This window comes from Luteitalea sp. (assembly GCF_044337415.1).
Lineage (GTDB): Bacteria > Acidobacteriota > Vicinamibacteria > Vicinamibacterales > Vicinamibacteraceae > Luteitalea.
The window spans coordinates 1-15,015 of sequence record NZ_JBIINP010000002.1 but is presented as its reverse complement, the minus strand read 5'-3'; the positions used below and the strand labels follow the sequence as shown (position 1 = coordinate 15,015).

Sequence of the window (15,015 nt, the reverse complement as noted above, 5' to 3'; positions counted from 1 at the left end):
GTCCCTCCCGCGCATGCGTCTGAGCTACCAGACACGGCAGGCGCTCGGCGTGACGTGCATCGTCGCGCTCACGGTCATCGCGCTGAGCCTCGTGTACCTGGCGGCGCAGGCGCGCACCCTCCTCGACCAGAGCGAGCTGCGCGCGCGCATGATGGCCAACGCCACCTACCAGCGTGCCCGCACGCTCGTGCGCAGTCGCGAGACCGCCGCGGCCGACCTGCAGGCCGACGCCGGCTTGCGCGCCATCCTGCTCTCGGCCATCGGCTTTGCCGAGGACGTGACGTACGCCACCATCACCGACGTCGGCGACAGGGCGCTCGTGCACAGCTCGCCGACGCTCGAGGGCACGGTGGTGCCGGTGCAGGACTCGCTCGAGCGGTTGCTCGCGGGCGGGCCGTTGACCCAGCTGCGCGGCGTGTGGGACCAGCGCAACTACGAGGTCACCCAGCCGCTGCTGCTCGGCGACGAGCGCTTCGGGTCGATCCGCATCGGCGTGTCCACGGTGCTGATCTGGGCCGGGCTGAAGGAGGCGCTCAAGCCGATTGCCGCCGTGGCGGTCGCGGCCATCGTGCTGGCGACCGGCATCTCGTGGCTGATGGCCCGGCGCTTCCTCAGGCCCATCCACGTGCTGCAGAGCGGCATCGCGCGCCTCGGCCAGGGCGAGGAGGACGTCCGCCTCGACCTGCCGGAGGAGGACTTCAAGGACCTCGGGACGTCGTTCAATGCCCTCAGCCAGTCGGTGTCGTCGATCCGATCGCAGCTGGCCGAACAGGCGCGGCGGGCCGAGTCGGTCGTCGATCGGCTCGAGGATGCGGTCGCCATCGTCGGTCCGCATGGCGAAGTGGCCTTCGCCAACGCGGCGATGAAGGCCCTGTTGCCCGCGATCGAGCCCGGGCAGGCGCTGGCCGACGCCGTGCCGGAGTCGCATCCCTGTCGACAGATCGTCGAGCAGGCGCTGGCGGTCCGCGCCTCGCGTGGCCCCGTCATCACGGACCTCCCGCTGGCCACCGGCGAGGCTCGGAGCCAATTGCAGCTGATGGCCCATCCGATCGCCGATCCGTCGCGCGGGCTCGTCGGCGTCATGCTCGTCGCGCGCAACGTCGGGGCGCTGTCGCAGTTGCAGACGATGCTGCGGTACTCCCGCAAGCTGGCCTCGCTCAACCGGCTGCTCGCGGGCGTGGCGCACGAGGTCAAGAACCCGCTCAATGCGATGACCATCCACCTCGAGCTGTTGCGACAGAAGCTCGGGCGTCGTGCCCCGGTGGCCGTGGCGGTGGGGGCGGCGGTCCCCGAGGCGGCGGCGCCGGAGGCCCTGATGAGCCACGTGTCGATCATCGGCGACGAGATCCGCCGACTCGATCACGTGGTGCAGGGATTCCTGCGGTTCAGTCGCCCGGAGGAGCTGCAACTCGAGCCCGTCGGCGTGCGCGCGCTGCTCCAGGACATCGTCGACGTGGTCCGCCCGCAGGCCGAGCAGCAGGGCATCGACGTCCAACTGGAGGCGACCGAGGGCGTGGCCGTCCAGGTCGACCGCGCGATGTTGCGACAGGCCTTCCTCAACCTCGCGCTCAATGCGATCGATGCCATGCCCGGCGGGGGGCGCCTCTCGCTGCGCGCCCGACCGGTCGAGGACCAGCAGGTGCAGGTCGACGTGGCCGACACGGGCATCGGGATCGAGCCGGAACACCTCGGGCGCATCTTCGACCTGTACTTCACGACGCGCGAGCAGGGCAGCGGACTGGGCCTTTCGATGGTCTACCGCACGGTGCAATTACACGACGGCACGATCGAGGTCGAGTCGACGCCGGGCCGGGGCGCGACGTTCCGCGTCCGGCTGCCACGCGCATAGGAGGGAGACGTGATGCTGCTGCCAGTTCGCTGCACCGCTCGCCGCCGGGCCGTCCTCGTCGTGGGAGTCGTGGCGTGCGTGCTGGCCGGGAGCTCGGCCTGCACACGGCGGCCGCCAGTCGCGGCGCCCGTGCCCGTGGCCCTCGCGGTGCCGCCCCCGCCACCCCGGGTCATCTCGACGCCGCCCGAGCGCGTGGCGCCGACCGAAGCCTCGACGGTGGAGCGCCCGGCGCCCCCGGCTCGACCGCAGCGCGCCACACGCGCGCCTGCGAGACCGGAGCCGACCAAGGCCGAGGCGCCGAAGGTCGACGCCGTGGAGGCGCCCTCACCGGCGGCGGCCGAGGCGGCGCCGGCGCCCGGGCCGTTGCTGCGCACGCCCCAGACGGCCGACGAGAGCAACGCGGATCGCCGCACCCAGGAAGTGCTCGGCCGCGCCGTGAGCCTGCTCGACCGGGTGAACCCGCAGGCGCTCGGCACGCAGGCGCGCCAGCAGCACGAGACGGCGCGTCGATTCGTCGCCCAGGCGCGCCAGGCGCTGACCGAGCGCAACTTCGTGCTGGCGGCCTCGCTGGCCGAGAAGGCCGAGACGCTGGCGCGGGGAATCAGCAGGTAGGGAACGGGGTACCGCGTACCGGGTACCGGGTACCGGGTACGGGGGGCGGGGCGTCGCCACCTTCGGCCATCGTCTGCGTGGGCGCGCATCACGCCTCCCGCGACCCGCCCGCCTCCTTCCGGGGCCCGGCGCGCGGAGCGAAACCCACAATCGGTGGGGGTTCGAGCGCGTTCCGCGCCGACACACAGTAGGTGACACCCTCGAAAAACGCCCATGCGCAAAGCTCCTGCCAACTCGTCCTTCCAACGTCGCCGCTCGTAAGTGACGCTCCTGGAATGCCTTGCGGGAGATTTGGTCACTCGCCTGTATATTGGGTGTGCGGCGGCGAAGGGGCACAAGATGTGGTGTAAATTCCCGTTGACAACCCTCTGGGGCCGGCGCATAGTGGCTGTCCGAAGCGCCGAAGTCCGCTCCACCCGAGAGCACCCAGCCACTCGGAGCGGCGGGCCCCCGAACACCGTAGTTCGAGGGGCACGCCGCAGGACGGATCACGCCTCCCACACTGGTTCGATGTCCGCGCCCGACATGCCCTGGGCATGCTCCCCACGATGGTGGGCTTGCGCGTGATCGACGGCGGTGTGGGGGACGGTTCGACGTGTTCGGTCCGAGCGTCTAGACAGAGATATTGCTGGTGCCGACCCGGGGGAGGGTTCGTGCCGGCTGCATGGAGGAAGGAATGCAGGCAGGGTCTGCACAGTCGGTCGAGAGCGTCCTGAGCCCTTCGACTGCCCCCGTTGAGGGACGGCCGGTCACCGGCCTGGAGTTCCCGAGGACCTTCACGAAGGACGGGCTCGATCCGTTCGATGCCATCGAGTGGGAGACCCGCTCGGCCGTCATCGGCAACGAGAAGGGCAACGTCGTCTTCGAGCAGCGCGACGTCGAGATCCCGAAGTCGTGGTCGCAGCAGGCGACCAACATCGTGGTGTCGAAGTACTTCCGCGGCACGATCGGCACGCCCGATCGCGAGCGCTCGGTGCGGCAGCTGATCGGCCGCGTGGTCGACACGATCACCGGGTGGGCGCGCGCGCAGAAGTACTTCGCCAGCGAGGACGACCTGCAGGCCTTCAGCGACGACCTGAAGCACCTGCTCGTGTTCCAGAAGGCGGCCTTCAACAGCCCAGTCTGGTTCAACTGCGGCATCGAGCCCCATCCGCAGTGCTCGGCGTGCTTCATCAACGCCGTGCAGGACACGATGGAGTCGATCCTCACGCTGGCCAAGACCGAGGGCATGCTGTTCAAGTACGGGTCCGGCACGGGCTCGAACCTGTCGGCGATCCGTTCGTCGCAGGAGCTGCTCGCCGGCGGCGGCACGGCGTCCGGCCCGGTGTCGTTCATGAAGGGCTTCGACGCGTTCGCGGGCGTCATCAAGTCGGGCGGCAAGACGCGCCGCGCGGCGAAGATGGTGATCCTCAACGCCGAGCACCCCGACATCGTCGAGTTCATCAACTGCAAGGTCGAGGAAGAGAAGAAGGCCTGGGCCCTCATCGACGCGGGGTACGACGGCTCGTTCACGGGCCCGGCGTACGCGTCGGTCTTCTTCCAGAACAGCAACAACAGCGTGCGCGTGACCGACGACTTCATGCGCGCGGTGCTCGACGACAAGGACTGGACGACCCACGCCGTCCGTGACGGCGCGCCGATGTCGACCCACAAGGCGCGCGACCTCATGCACCAGATCGCCGAGGCGACGCACGTCTGCGGCGACCCCGGGATGCAGTTCGACACCACGGTCAACGACTGGCACACCTGCCCGAACACGGCCCGCATCAATGCGAGCAACCCGTGCTCGGAGTACATGTTCCTCGACGACTCGGCGTGCAACCTGGCGTCGATCAACCTGATGAAGTTCGTCGACGAGCACGGCGAGTTCGACGTCGAGGGCTTCCGGGCCGCCTGCCGCGTGCTGATCACCGCGCAGGAGATCATCGTCGACAACGCGAGCTACCCGACCAAGGCGATCGAGCGCAACAGCATCGCGTATCGCCCGCTCGGCCTCGGCTACGCCAACCTCGGCGCGCTGCTGATGTCGCGCGGCCTGCCGTACGACAGCGACGCCGGGCGTGACATGGCCGGCGCGATCACCGCCGTGATGACCGGCGAGGCCTACGCCCAGTCGGCGCGCGTCGCGCGCGACCACGGCGGCCCCTTCGAGGGCTTCGAGAAGAACCGCGAGCCGTTCCTGCGCGTGATGCGCAAGCACCGCGCGGCGATCAAGGGCATCGACCGCACCAACGTGCCGAAGGACCTCTTCGAGGCGGCGCGCGCGGCCTGGGACGATGCCATCGAGATCGGCGAGCAGCACGGCTTCCGCAACGCGCAGGCCACCGTGCTCGCGCCGACCGGCACCATCGGCTTCATGATGGACTGCGATACCACCGGCGTCGAGCCGGACATCGCGCTCGTCAAGTACAAGAAGCTCGTCGGTGGCGGCCTGATGAAGATCGTCAACGGCACCGTGCCGATGGCGCTCGAGAAGCTCGGCTACTCCGCGCAGCAGATCAAGGAAATCGTCGCCTACATCGACGAGAACGAGACCATCGAGGGCGCGCCGCACCTGAAGGCCGACGACCTGCCGGTGTTCGACTGCGCCTTCAAGGCCCTGAAGGGGGATCGCTCGATCCACTACATGGGCCACATCAAGATGATGGGGGCCGTGCAGCCCTTCATCTCGGGCGCGATCAGCAAGACCGTCAACGTCCCCAAGGACGCCACGGTCGACGAGATCCAGGAGGCCTACATCCAGTCGTGGCGCCTGGGCGCCAAGGCCGTCTCGATCTACCGCGACGGCAGCAAGCGGACGCAGCCGCTCAACACGTCCAAGGACAAGCAGGCCGCCGAGGCGGTTGCAGCCTCGGGCGTCCCGCAGCCCGTCCGCCGCAAGCTGCCCGACGAGCGCCCGTCGATCACGCACCGCTTCGACATCGCCGGCCACGAGGGCTACATCACCGTCGGCCTGTTCGAGGACGGCCTGCCGGGCGAGATCTTCCTCGTGATGGCCAAGGAGGGCTCGACGATCTCGGGCTTTGCCGACGCCTTCGCGCAGGCCATCTCCTACGCCCTGCAGTACGGCGTGCCGCTCCAGGTGCTCGTGGACAAGTTCAGCCACGCACGCTTCGAGCCCTCGGGCATGACCCGCAACCCCGAGGTCCGGTTCGCCAAGTCGATCGTCGACTACGTGTTCCGGTGGATGGCGACCAAGTTCCTGTCGCCGGAAGCCCGGTACCGCGCCGGCGTCAACATGCCCGAGCCCGGGGCGGCGGTGGACGCGCCGGCCGAGGGCGCCGTGGCCGCCACGCTCACGGCGGCCGCCAACGTCGGGGCCGCGGCTGCGGCAGCGACCAGGGCGTCGGAGTTCGCCGCCATCCGCAACCAGGAGGACGCGCCGCCCTGCAGCACCTGCGGCTCGATCATGGTGCGCAGCGGTGCCTGCTACAAGTGCGCCAACTGCGGCACCACCAGTGGATGCGCGTGACGTCCTGACCGCGCTCGAGGGGCGGTACCACCACTGGCGGCTGCGCAGCCGCTGGTGACCTGAGAGCCGACGCGGGAACAGACGAGGGGGCGACGGGCTGCGGCCAGTCGCCCTCTTGTCGTCTCGAGCCTCGGTGGAGGTACGTGCCGCAAGACGCCTCGGACTGCGCGGGCCGCACGCCCCGTGCTATTCATGGTGGAATGCGTTTCTCGCTCGCCAGCCTCCTGCTCGTCCTCGGCCTGGCCAGTCCTGCCGCCGCGCAGGGGCCAGCCGGCGCCTCGCCGCACCTGCCGCCAGCGGCAGACAAGACCGGGACCGATCCACTCAACCTCCAGCAGCAGGTGGATGTGCGCGACACCTACGCCACGCTGGAGTCGTTCTTCATCAACACGACGGCCTACCGCCACGCCGTGCCCCTGTTCGGCCGCCGCGTGCGCGTGGCCGGCACCGTGCCCTTTGCCTTCAGCAACCTTACCGGGCTCACCGAGGGTGGCCTGGCCGACATCGGCGCCGACGTCGAGTGGACGCCCCTGCTGACCAGGCACGGCGGCCTCCTGGTGGCGCTCCGCACCACCTGGGATACCTCGACCACCGACGCCGTGGGACTCGGGACGCACACGCTCGCGCCGATGGCGCAGTACGTCATCCGCCTGTCGCCCACGGCCTTCGTGGCGCCGTACGTCTCGTACCGCAGGAGCGTCGGCGGCGACGAGTTCGCCTTCGACGTCGACGACATCACGGCCGGGGCCACGGTCGTCTGGCGGCCCACCGCCCGCACCTGGGTGTCGGGGCGCGTGCGCGCCATCGCCGACCAGCAGTACGAGCGCACCTATGGCGACGTGAGCGGCGAAGTGGGCTGGATGCTCCTCGACCGCGTCAGCACGTACGCCGGGCCGACGTTCGGCCTCGGCTCCGAACAGGACCGCGGGCAGGACTGGGGCCTCACCTTCGGGTTCCGCATCGTGCCGTGAGCCACCTCGCGACGAACCGCCGGAGCTTCGCGCGCCCCGGCCGGCGCGTGGCGACGCGCGCGGCGCTGTGTCTCGCGGTTGCGGTCGCCGTGGCGCAGGTGGTGCACACGGACCGCGGCGTGCCCACCTACGGCGCCGTGCCGGAGGGTGAGCCGGTGCTGCTCTCCAATGCCGACGACAGCAACGCCTACACCGGCGTCGTCCGCTACAACGGCCGCGCCACGTGCACGGGCGTCCTGCTCGACGTGATCCCCGAGGGCGAGGACCCGGGCGACGCGCCAGCGTATGTCGCGACCAACGGGCACTGCTCCGATTTTCCCGGCGCCAACGAGGTGCTCCCGGATCGTCCTGTCACGAGGCACACGGTCACCTTCAACTACTTCGCGGACACGCGCGCCGCACACCGCGTGGTGCCGGTGGCGCGCACCGCCTACGCGACGATGAAGGGGCACGACATCGCGATCGTCGAACTCGCGATCCGGTACGCCGACCTCGTGGGCCAGGGGATCGTGGCGTGGCGGCCGGAGGTGCGGCTGCCGTCGGCCGGAGAGCCGGTGGTCATCGTGGGCGCTCCCCTGCAGCAGTCCCCCGCGACGGCCTACCTGCGCCTGGCGGCCTGCGCGCTGCAGGGACGTGCCCCCGTCGTGCAGGAGTACATCTGGCACTGGTACGACTTCGATCGGCTCGGGTGTCGCGGCGTGGCGCCGGGCTCGTCGGGATCGCCCGTCATCTCGCGCCTCACGGGCCGCGTGATCGGCCTGCTCAGCACGACGACGCAGGGCGGGCGCGCGCCGTACACCGAGTGCGCGCTCGACCACCCGTGCGAGCCCCAGGGCATGGCCGACCCACTGGGCCTCGAGGAGATGTCCTACGCGACGCCGCTGGTCCGGCTCGACCGCTGCTTCGACGCATCGGGCCGCTTCGAGCTCGGGGGGCGCGGCTGCCCCCTGGATCCCGGACGGCAGCTCACCGTCACGCCGTCGCAACTCGGCGCGGTGAACCCGACGCTGACGACCTCTCCCCTCGGGCGTGTCCGCACGCAGTGGGACGTCACCGTCGCCGACCGGCTCGACCTGGCGTACTACCGCTACAAGGTCGCGTCGACGCCGGCGCAGGAGTGCCGGGACCTGCGTGGGTACGGCGTCGCCCGCCGCGCGCGCGTCGAACCGCTCATCGACGATCCGCTGCCGGTGCGCGACGGCAGCTGGTACCTCTGCATCCTGGCGGGCCCGGAGGCGCGATGGGGCGACGACTGGCAGTCGGTGCTGTTCCCGACGGTGGTCAAGGTCCGCATCGACACGGTGCCGCCACGGATCACACCGCCCCTCGCCATCCGTGACGCTCCCGACGGCTGGTTCGTCGAGTTCCTGACGCAGGAACCGGAGGTGGTGGGCTACCGCTACAAGTACGGCCCGCCCGGCCGCACGCGGTGCAGCGACGAGGCCGACTACCGGCCGAGCTTCATCCCGTTCATCACCCTGCCGCGCCGGGATGGGCCGTACACCTTCTGCGCCATCCCGTACGATGCGGCGATGAACGCCGGGGCAGTGGTCGAACGGGTGCTGATGTAGCCGGCCGCGCGGCACCTGGGGCGGCATGGCCGCCTCCGTGATAGTGTCGATCGTCTGTGGGTGACGAGGGGGCGTTGCCGTCGGCGCCCAGCCAGTTCGTGCGGCCCTGCTCTTGATTTGCGCGTGCACGCCGGCGTGACGGACCGGCCGCGCCCCGCGCGTCGAACGCCGATCGTGCCAGAACCATCCATGTTCGCCCTCGTCCGCACCCGCGGTGCCGTCGTCCTCGCGCTGCTGGCCTCGCTGCTGTCCGTGCCCGCCGCGCCAGTGCGCGCCCAGACCATGGCCGCGACGCTGTTCGTCGAGGTGCGTGACCAGGGCGGTGCGTGGCTCCCGGACGTGACCATCACGCTCACGGATCAGCAGACGCGGCTGATGCGCGAGGGCACCACCTCCTCGTCGGGTCTGCTGGTCATCCCGCTGCTCACGGCCGGCACCTACACGCTGCAGGCCAGTCGCGACGGGTTCAAGACCGAGGTGGTGCGCGACATCGCGGTGCAGGCCGGGGTGCGCGGCACGGTGGCCGTGGTGCTCGTCCCCGGCGCCGTCACCGAGCAGGTGGTGGTCAGCGCCGACCTCACCACCCTGCGTGCCGGCAGCGGCGCTGTGGGCGAGGTGTTCGAGGGCGAGACGCTGGTCACGGTGCCGGTCTCCGAGCGCGACGTGATCCAGTTCACGTTCCAGGCACCGGGCGTGGCCCCGCCGGCGCCGGGCTCGCGGCTCTCCACGCAGGGCAACACCGGCCTGAACAACAGCGGCTCGCGCGAGGCGGCCAACAACTTCCTGCTCGACGGCGTCGACAACAACGACCTGTTCCTCAACCGCCTCGTGGTCAACCCGAGCCTGGACGCGGTGAAGGAGGTGTCGCTGCTGCAGAGCACCTACGACGCCGAGCACGGGCGCAGCGCCGGCGCCCAGGTCAACGTGGTCATCAAGTCGGGGACGCGCACGCTGCGGGGCTCGGCCTACGAGTACTTCCGCGACGAGGCCTTCGACGCGCGCCCGGCCTTCCTGCCGGAGGGCACCGACAAGCCCTCGCTCGGCAAGCACCAGTTCGGCGGCACCATCGGCGGACCGTTCGGCCGGACGCCGTCGTTCTACTTCCTGAACGTCGAGGCCATCCAGGCGCACGAGGCCGACACGCGGCTGGCGCGCGTGCCGACCGACGCGGAGCGGGCCGGCGACTTCTCGGCCCTGTCGCGGCCGATCATCGACCCCTTCACGCAGCGGCCGTTCCCCGGCAACGTCATTCCGGCGTCGCGCATCAGCGCCTCGGGGCGCGCCGTTGCGGACCTCTACCCGCGCGCCAACACGAGCAGTTACGGATCGGCCAACCACGTGGCGGCGCCCGAGGGGCAGCGCGACGCGATCCAGTTCACGATCAAGACCGATCACCACGGCTGGCAGGACAAGCCGTTCCACGTGCGGTACACGTTCGGCCGGGAGGATCGCGACCTGCCGTACCCGGCGCGCGCCCGCAACCTGCCGTCGTTCGGCACGTCGGTGCTCGACCAGGGCCACAACTTCGCCGCAGGCTTCAACCAGGCGATTTCGAGCCGCATCGTCAACGAGGTGCGGGTGGGCGTGAATGCGCTCACGCGCGACAGCCTGCCGACCAACGCGGGCTTCGACGCGTACGGTGCGCTCGGCATCACCGGGCCGGCGCTGCCCGAGGTGGATCAGGGCTACCCGACCTTCGTCGTGAGCGGGTACGAGACGCTCGGCGACGATCCCAACCTGCCGGTGCTGCGCAGTACGCGCACCATCCACCTGGCCGACACCTTCACCGCGCAGCTCGGCCGCCACCACGTGAAGGCCGGCGGCGAGTTCCGGCACTACCAGTCCGATGGCCTCAACCACCTGTTCGCGCGCGGACAGGTGACGTTCGCGGGGGCGATCAGCGGCAACCCGATGGCCGACCTGCTGCTCGGCTATCCCACGCTGTCGCTGCTCGGCACCAACGACAACCCGCAGCGGCTGCGCACCTGGTCGATCAACGGCTTCGTGCAGGACGACTGGCGACTGTCGTCGCGGCTCACCGTGAACGCGGGCCTGCGCTACGAGTTCAACGCCCCGCCCGTCGATGCCGACGACCGCATGCGGATCTTCGACCAGTCCACCAACCAGATCGTGCAGGTGGGCACCAACGGGATCCCGCGATCGGGCATCGCGTCGGACTACAACAACTTCGCGCCGCGCATCGGCTTCAACTACGACCTGACCGGCATGGGCACCACCATGCTGCAGGGCGGCTACGGCATCTTCTACAACGTCGGCACGCTCATCGAGACGTCGGCGCTGTACTTCAACCCGCCGTACTTCGGCATCGGGCTCTACTTCCCGAACGCACAGCGGCTGCTCACGCTCGACAACCCGTTTCCGGGGCAGGCCATCGGCACCACGCCCACCTACAACTCGCTCGATCAGCAGATGCGCACCGCGTATGCCCACCAGGCCAGCCTGGGAGTCGAGCGTGCCTGGGGAAAGACGACGGTCGACGCGCGCTACGTTGGCTCGTTCGGGCGTCAGCTCGTGCGCAAACGCAACATCAACCAGGCCGTGCCCGGCCCCGGGCCGTTCCCGCCGCGCCGCCCGATGCCGCAGTACGGCGACATCCTGATGGTCGAGTCGGGCGCCACGTCCGATTACCACGCGCTGCAGGTCGGCGCCGTGCGCCGCGCGGGCAACCGCTTCACCTTCCGCGGCTCGTACACCTGGTCCAAGTCGATGGACGACCAGTCGGCGTTCCTGGCCACCGACGGCAACGACAACACGCCGCAGGACAGCCGCAACCTGGCCGCGGAGTGGAGCCTGTCGGACTTCGACGTGCGTCATCGCGCCGTGTTCGCGGGCTCGTACCTGCTGCCCGACCTCGGGGCCGGCGCGCTCGGCCGCGGCTGGCTCGTGAGCGGCGTGGTGTCGATCCAGTCGGGGCGCCCCTTCACGCCGCGCGTGAGCTTCGACAACAGCAACAGCGGCAACACGGGGGGCGGCACCTTCGCCTACGACCGGCCCAACGAGGTCACCGGCACGACGCCACCGGCCGGCAGCACCGTGGTGTCCTACCAGGGGCGCTCCTTCGTGATTGCGCCGCAGTACACGTACGGCAACACTGGGCGCAACGCCCTCATCGGCCCCGGCTTCGCCACGGTCGATGCCGTCATCGCCCGACGACTCTCGCTGGGCGCCTCGCGGGCGCTCGAACTGCGGCTCGAGGCCTTCAACCTGCTCAACCGCACCAACCTCCAGCTGCCCGACAGCTTCGTGGACCGACCCACGTTCGGGCAGTCGCTGTCGGCATACGCACGGCGCCAGTTCCAGCTGGCGGCGCGCTTCACGTTCTAGCAGGTGGCTGACAAGGCCAGTCACCTCAGTCAAGAATTCAGAGTTCAGAATTAAGAATTCAGGCACGGCGAGCGGTTCGATGGTCCGTGATGCCTGGATTCCGAGTTCTCCGTTTCGAACCGCAGGGTGGACGTTGTCGGCGCCCTGCCCACCGCCAAGGAGTCGTCCCGATGCGTCACGCCCGCTCGTTGTTCGTCCTCGCCCTCGTCTTCGTCGCCGGCTACGTCGCCGGGCAGTTCACGCGCGCCGACCTGTCGGCGCAGGGCGGGGGCCAGAAGGTGTTCGAGATGCGCACCTACTACACGCACCCCGGCAAGTTGCCCGACCTGCAGGCGCGCTTCCGCAACCACACGACGAAGCTCTTCGAGAAGCACGGCATGGCCAACATCGGCTACTGGGTGCCGCAGGACGAGCCGGCCCACAGCAACACGCTGATCTACGTCATCTCGCACGACAGCCGGGAGCAGGCCAAGAAGAACTGGGCCGCCTTCGGCGCCGATCCGGAGTGGCAGAAGGTGCGCACCGCGTCCGAGGTGAACGGCAAGATCGTGGAGAAGGTCGAGTCCGTGTTCATGGACGCGACCGACTACTCGAAGATCAAGTAGGCATGCCCGTCGCTTCACGGTGGGCGACGGCCGTTGCGGTCGTCGCCTACGCCGCGCTGGCCGTGGTCGCCTGGTGGCCCTTGTCGGCGCACCCGGCCAGCACCACGCTCGCGCAGCCGTTCGGCGATCCCCTCTTCAACGCGTGGACCCTCGCCTGGGACGCCGATCGCGCCAGGCACGCCTTCGCGGGCTACTGGGACGGTCTCTTCTTCCACCCCTACCGCGACGTCGTCGCGTGGTCCGAGCACCTGCTCGGCATCGCCCTGTTCACCGCGCCCCTGCAGTGGCTCACGGGCAACCCGATCCTCGTTCTCAACGGCGCGATGATCGCCTCCACTGCCTGGGCGGGCATCGGCACCTACCTGCTCGCTCGCGCCCTGACCGGCCGGGCCGATGCCGCCTTCGTGGCGGGCGTCGCCTCGGCGTGCGCGCCGTACCGGCTGGGTCACGACTTCCACCTGCAGGTCCTGATCTCGGGCTGGATGCCGCTCGCGTTCCTGGGCCTGCATCGCTTCATCGAGACGGGCGCACGGTGGGCGCTCGCGCTGATGGCCGGGGCCTTCGTGCTGCAGGGCCTCTCCAACGGCTACTTCCTCTACTTCACGGCGATCCCGCTCGCCGTGATCGCCGCTGACGGGCTCTGGCGTCACCGTCGACGCTGGCGCGAGATCACCGTCGGCCTTGCCGCGGCTGCCGTGGTCGCCCTCGTGCTGCTCGCGCCGGTCGTCACGGCGTACGCCCGTGTGCGACGCGAACAGGGCCTGACGCGTACGCTCGCTGACGTCTCGCAGTACGCCGCGACGCCGCGCGACTATGCCCAGGTGGCCCCGCGTGCCTCGTTCTGGAGTCGAGTGCTGCCGCACGGCGGCGACGAACGGCAGTGGTTCCCGGGGCTGGTCGTCGGCGTGCTGGCACTGGTGGCGTTGTCGACCGCGCGGCGCCGCGACGATCCGGGCGCGATGGCCTCGCGCGCGACGGTCAGGCTCTACGCCGCCATCGTCGTGCTGATGGCCGTGTTGTCACTCGGGCCGCGTCCCCTCGCGTGGTGGGGCAGTGAAGCGCTCGGCGGACCTCTCGTGTGGCTCATGGCCCTGCTCCCCGGGTTCGACGGCCTGCGCGTGCCGGCCCGGATGGCCGTGGTGGTGCATCTGGGACTCGCCGTCCTGGCGGCCTTCGGCTTTGCGGCGCTCACTGCGCGCGCGTCGCTGCCTCGCCGCACGGCTGCGTTCGTCGTGGCGTGCACGATGCTGCTGGTGGAGGGGTACGGCATCACCACGACGCGTGCGTTCCCGACCCCGGACATGGATGCCGAACGCAGCGCATACGCGTGGCTCGCCACCCAACCGGGCGGGGCGCTGCTCGAGCTGCCCGTCGGCGACGCGGCGCTGGCGACGCGGCACCTGTATCGCACGCTCGAGCATGGGCACCGGATCGTCAACGGCTACAGCGGGTACGGGTCGGCGCTGCAGGACTTCGTCGCGGGACCGCCGTTCACCGAAGTCGCCGGCCTCGATGGCGCTCTCGCAATGGCGCGGGGCCTGGGCGTGCGGTGGATCGCGGTGCATCCCGGTCTCTACGAGCATCACGAGGCGGGCGCGGCCCTCGCCGAGTCGCTGGCGGGGCTGGTGGCCCACGTGGTGCAGGTCCGGCGCTTCCCGGGCGTGGTGCTGATGGAACTGCGCCCGGCCGCGCCGACGCTGCTCGTGTCGGCCGGGGCGGCGTGGCGCGAGTTGGCGCCGTCCGCCTTCACGCTCGACGTCTCACATCGGCGCGACGTCCTGGCGCGAGCCGTCGACGGCAACCGTGCGACGCGGTGGTCGACCGGCGCGCCGCAGGAGCAAGGCGAATGGGTGAGCCTGGCCTTTCCCGTCGACACCGACGTGGCGCGGCTCCGCCTCGAGGTCGGGCGGCGGAGCCTCGGTGACTATCCACGGGGCCTCGCGATCGACGTGGACCTGGGCGACGGTGTGTGGCTCGCGCTCCTCGAGCACGACGTGTTGCCGGGGCTGGGTGCCAGCTTCGCGCGCGAGCCGCGGACACCTGCCATCGACGTCGTGCTGCCGCCCAATCGCGTGCGTCGGCTCCGGCTGCGCCCCACGGGGAAGACCCGCGTGTGGTTCTGGTCCATCGACGAACTGCGGGTCTGGCGTCGCTGATGTCGCGCGTCCATCGATTGCTGCGACTCGTGGCCGATACCGACGCCCGCGCGGTGCGTGGCGAGGACGGGACGTGGGTCGTCCCGTGCCTGCACTGCCAGTCGAAGCTGGTGCTGGCGCCCTCGGGCGCGCCCCGCGGCCCCGCCACCCTGGAACACATCGTGCCCAGGTCGTGGTTCGGTCGCGCGGCCGCCCGCCAACTCGTGGCCCGGGTCGGCACGGCGGACGCCACGGCGAACCTCGCGGTCGCCTGCGCCCGCTGCAACCAGCAGAAGGGCAAGACCCACGACGCCGACGGCCCGTCGAGCCCGCGCGCGCGGGAGGTCGTCGCCGCGCTGCTCGACACGCGGGCGGAGCGGCTCGGCACTCCGCGTGCGGAGCTGGTCTCGGGCGACAGCCCTCCCGTGTGACGCGCCAGCATGGGCCAGGGGAGT

At 70.5% G+C, this 15,015-nt stretch carries 9 protein-coding genes; all 9 read left to right on the top strand.

Going from position 1 to position 15,015, the window contains the following annotated elements:
* Nucleotides 1-13: 13 nt before the first annotated feature.
* A complete protein-coding gene (locus ACIRDX_RS00455; RefSeq protein WP_396623424.1) occupies nt 14-1,849 on the top strand; it encodes an ATP-binding protein in 1,836 nt (611 codons plus the stop codon).
* Between the two features lie 12 nt (nt 1,850-1,861).
* Entirely contained in the window at nt 1,862-2,461 is a 600-nt protein-coding gene (locus ACIRDX_RS00450) for a hypothetical protein (protein ID WP_396623423.1), read from the top strand.
* 676 nt (nt 2,462-3,137) lie between these two features.
* A complete protein-coding gene (locus ACIRDX_RS00445; RefSeq protein WP_396623422.1) occupies nt 3,138-5,933 on the top strand; it encodes a vitamin B12-dependent ribonucleotide reductase in 2,796 nt (931 codons plus the stop codon).
* Between the two features lie 200 nt (nt 5,934-6,133).
* Nucleotides 6,134-6,904 (top strand): hypothetical protein, encoded by a 771-nt coding sequence (locus ACIRDX_RS00440; protein WP_396623421.1) that lies wholly within the window; start codon nt 6,134-6,136, stop codon nt 6,902-6,904.
* A complete protein-coding gene (locus tag ACIRDX_RS00435; protein ID WP_396623420.1) occupies nt 6,901-8,475 on the top strand; it encodes a trypsin-like serine peptidase in 1,575 nt (524 codons plus the stop codon). The genes ACIRDX_RS00440 and ACIRDX_RS00435 overlap by 4 nt, the downstream gene beginning before the upstream one ends.
* Nucleotides 8,476-8,664: 189 nt before the next feature.
* Entirely contained in the window at nt 8,665-11,820 is a 3,156-nt protein-coding gene (locus ACIRDX_RS00430) for a carboxypeptidase regulatory-like domain-containing protein (protein ID WP_396623419.1), read from the top strand.
* A 170-nt stretch (nt 11,821-11,990) separates the two neighbouring features.
* Entirely contained in the window at nt 11,991-12,425 is a 435-nt protein-coding gene (locus tag ACIRDX_RS00425; RefSeq protein ID WP_396623418.1) for an NIPSNAP family protein, read from the top strand.
* 2 nt (nt 12,426-12,427) lie between these two features.
* Entirely contained in the window at nt 12,428-14,581 is a 2,154-nt protein-coding gene (locus tag ACIRDX_RS00420) for a hypothetical protein (protein ID WP_396623417.1), read from the top strand.
* Nucleotides 14,581-14,991, top strand: a complete 411-nt coding sequence (locus tag ACIRDX_RS00415; RefSeq protein WP_396623416.1) for an HNH endonuclease — start codon at nt 14,581-14,583, stop codon at nt 14,989-14,991. The genes ACIRDX_RS00420 and ACIRDX_RS00415 overlap by 1 nt, the downstream gene beginning before the upstream one ends.
* Nucleotides 14,992-15,015: the final 24 nt, after the last annotated feature.

Excerpts from the sequence above, each read along its gene's own strand:
- ACIRDX_RS00455 (WP_396623424.1), top strand. The coding sequence starts at position 14 with ATGCGTCTGAGCTACCAGACACGGCAGGCGCTCGGCGTGACGTGCATC.
- ACIRDX_RS00450 (WP_396623423.1), top strand. The coding sequence starts at position 1,862 with ATGCTGCTGCCAGTTCGCTGCACCGCTCGCCGCCGGGCCGTCCTCGTC.
- ACIRDX_RS00445 (WP_396623422.1), top strand. The coding sequence starts at position 3,138 with ATGCAGGCAGGGTCTGCACAGTCGGTCGAGAGCGTCCTGAGCCCTTCG.
- ACIRDX_RS00440 (WP_396623421.1), top strand. The coding sequence starts at position 6,134 with ATGCGTTTCTCGCTCGCCAGCCTCCTGCTCGTCCTCGGCCTGGCCAGT.
- ACIRDX_RS00430 (WP_396623419.1), top strand. The coding sequence starts at position 8,665 with ATGTTCGCCCTCGTCCGCACCCGCGGTGCCGTCGTCCTCGCGCTGCTG.
- ACIRDX_RS00425 (WP_396623418.1), top strand. The coding sequence starts at position 11,991 with ATGCGTCACGCCCGCTCGTTGTTCGTCCTCGCCCTCGTCTTCGTCGCC.
- ACIRDX_RS00420 (WP_396623417.1), top strand. The coding sequence starts at position 12,428 with ATGCCCGTCGCTTCACGGTGGGCGACGGCCGTTGCGGTCGTCGCCTAC.
- ACIRDX_RS00415 (WP_396623416.1), top strand. The coding sequence starts at position 14,581 with ATGTCGCGCGTCCATCGATTGCTGCGACTCGTGGCCGATACCGACGCC.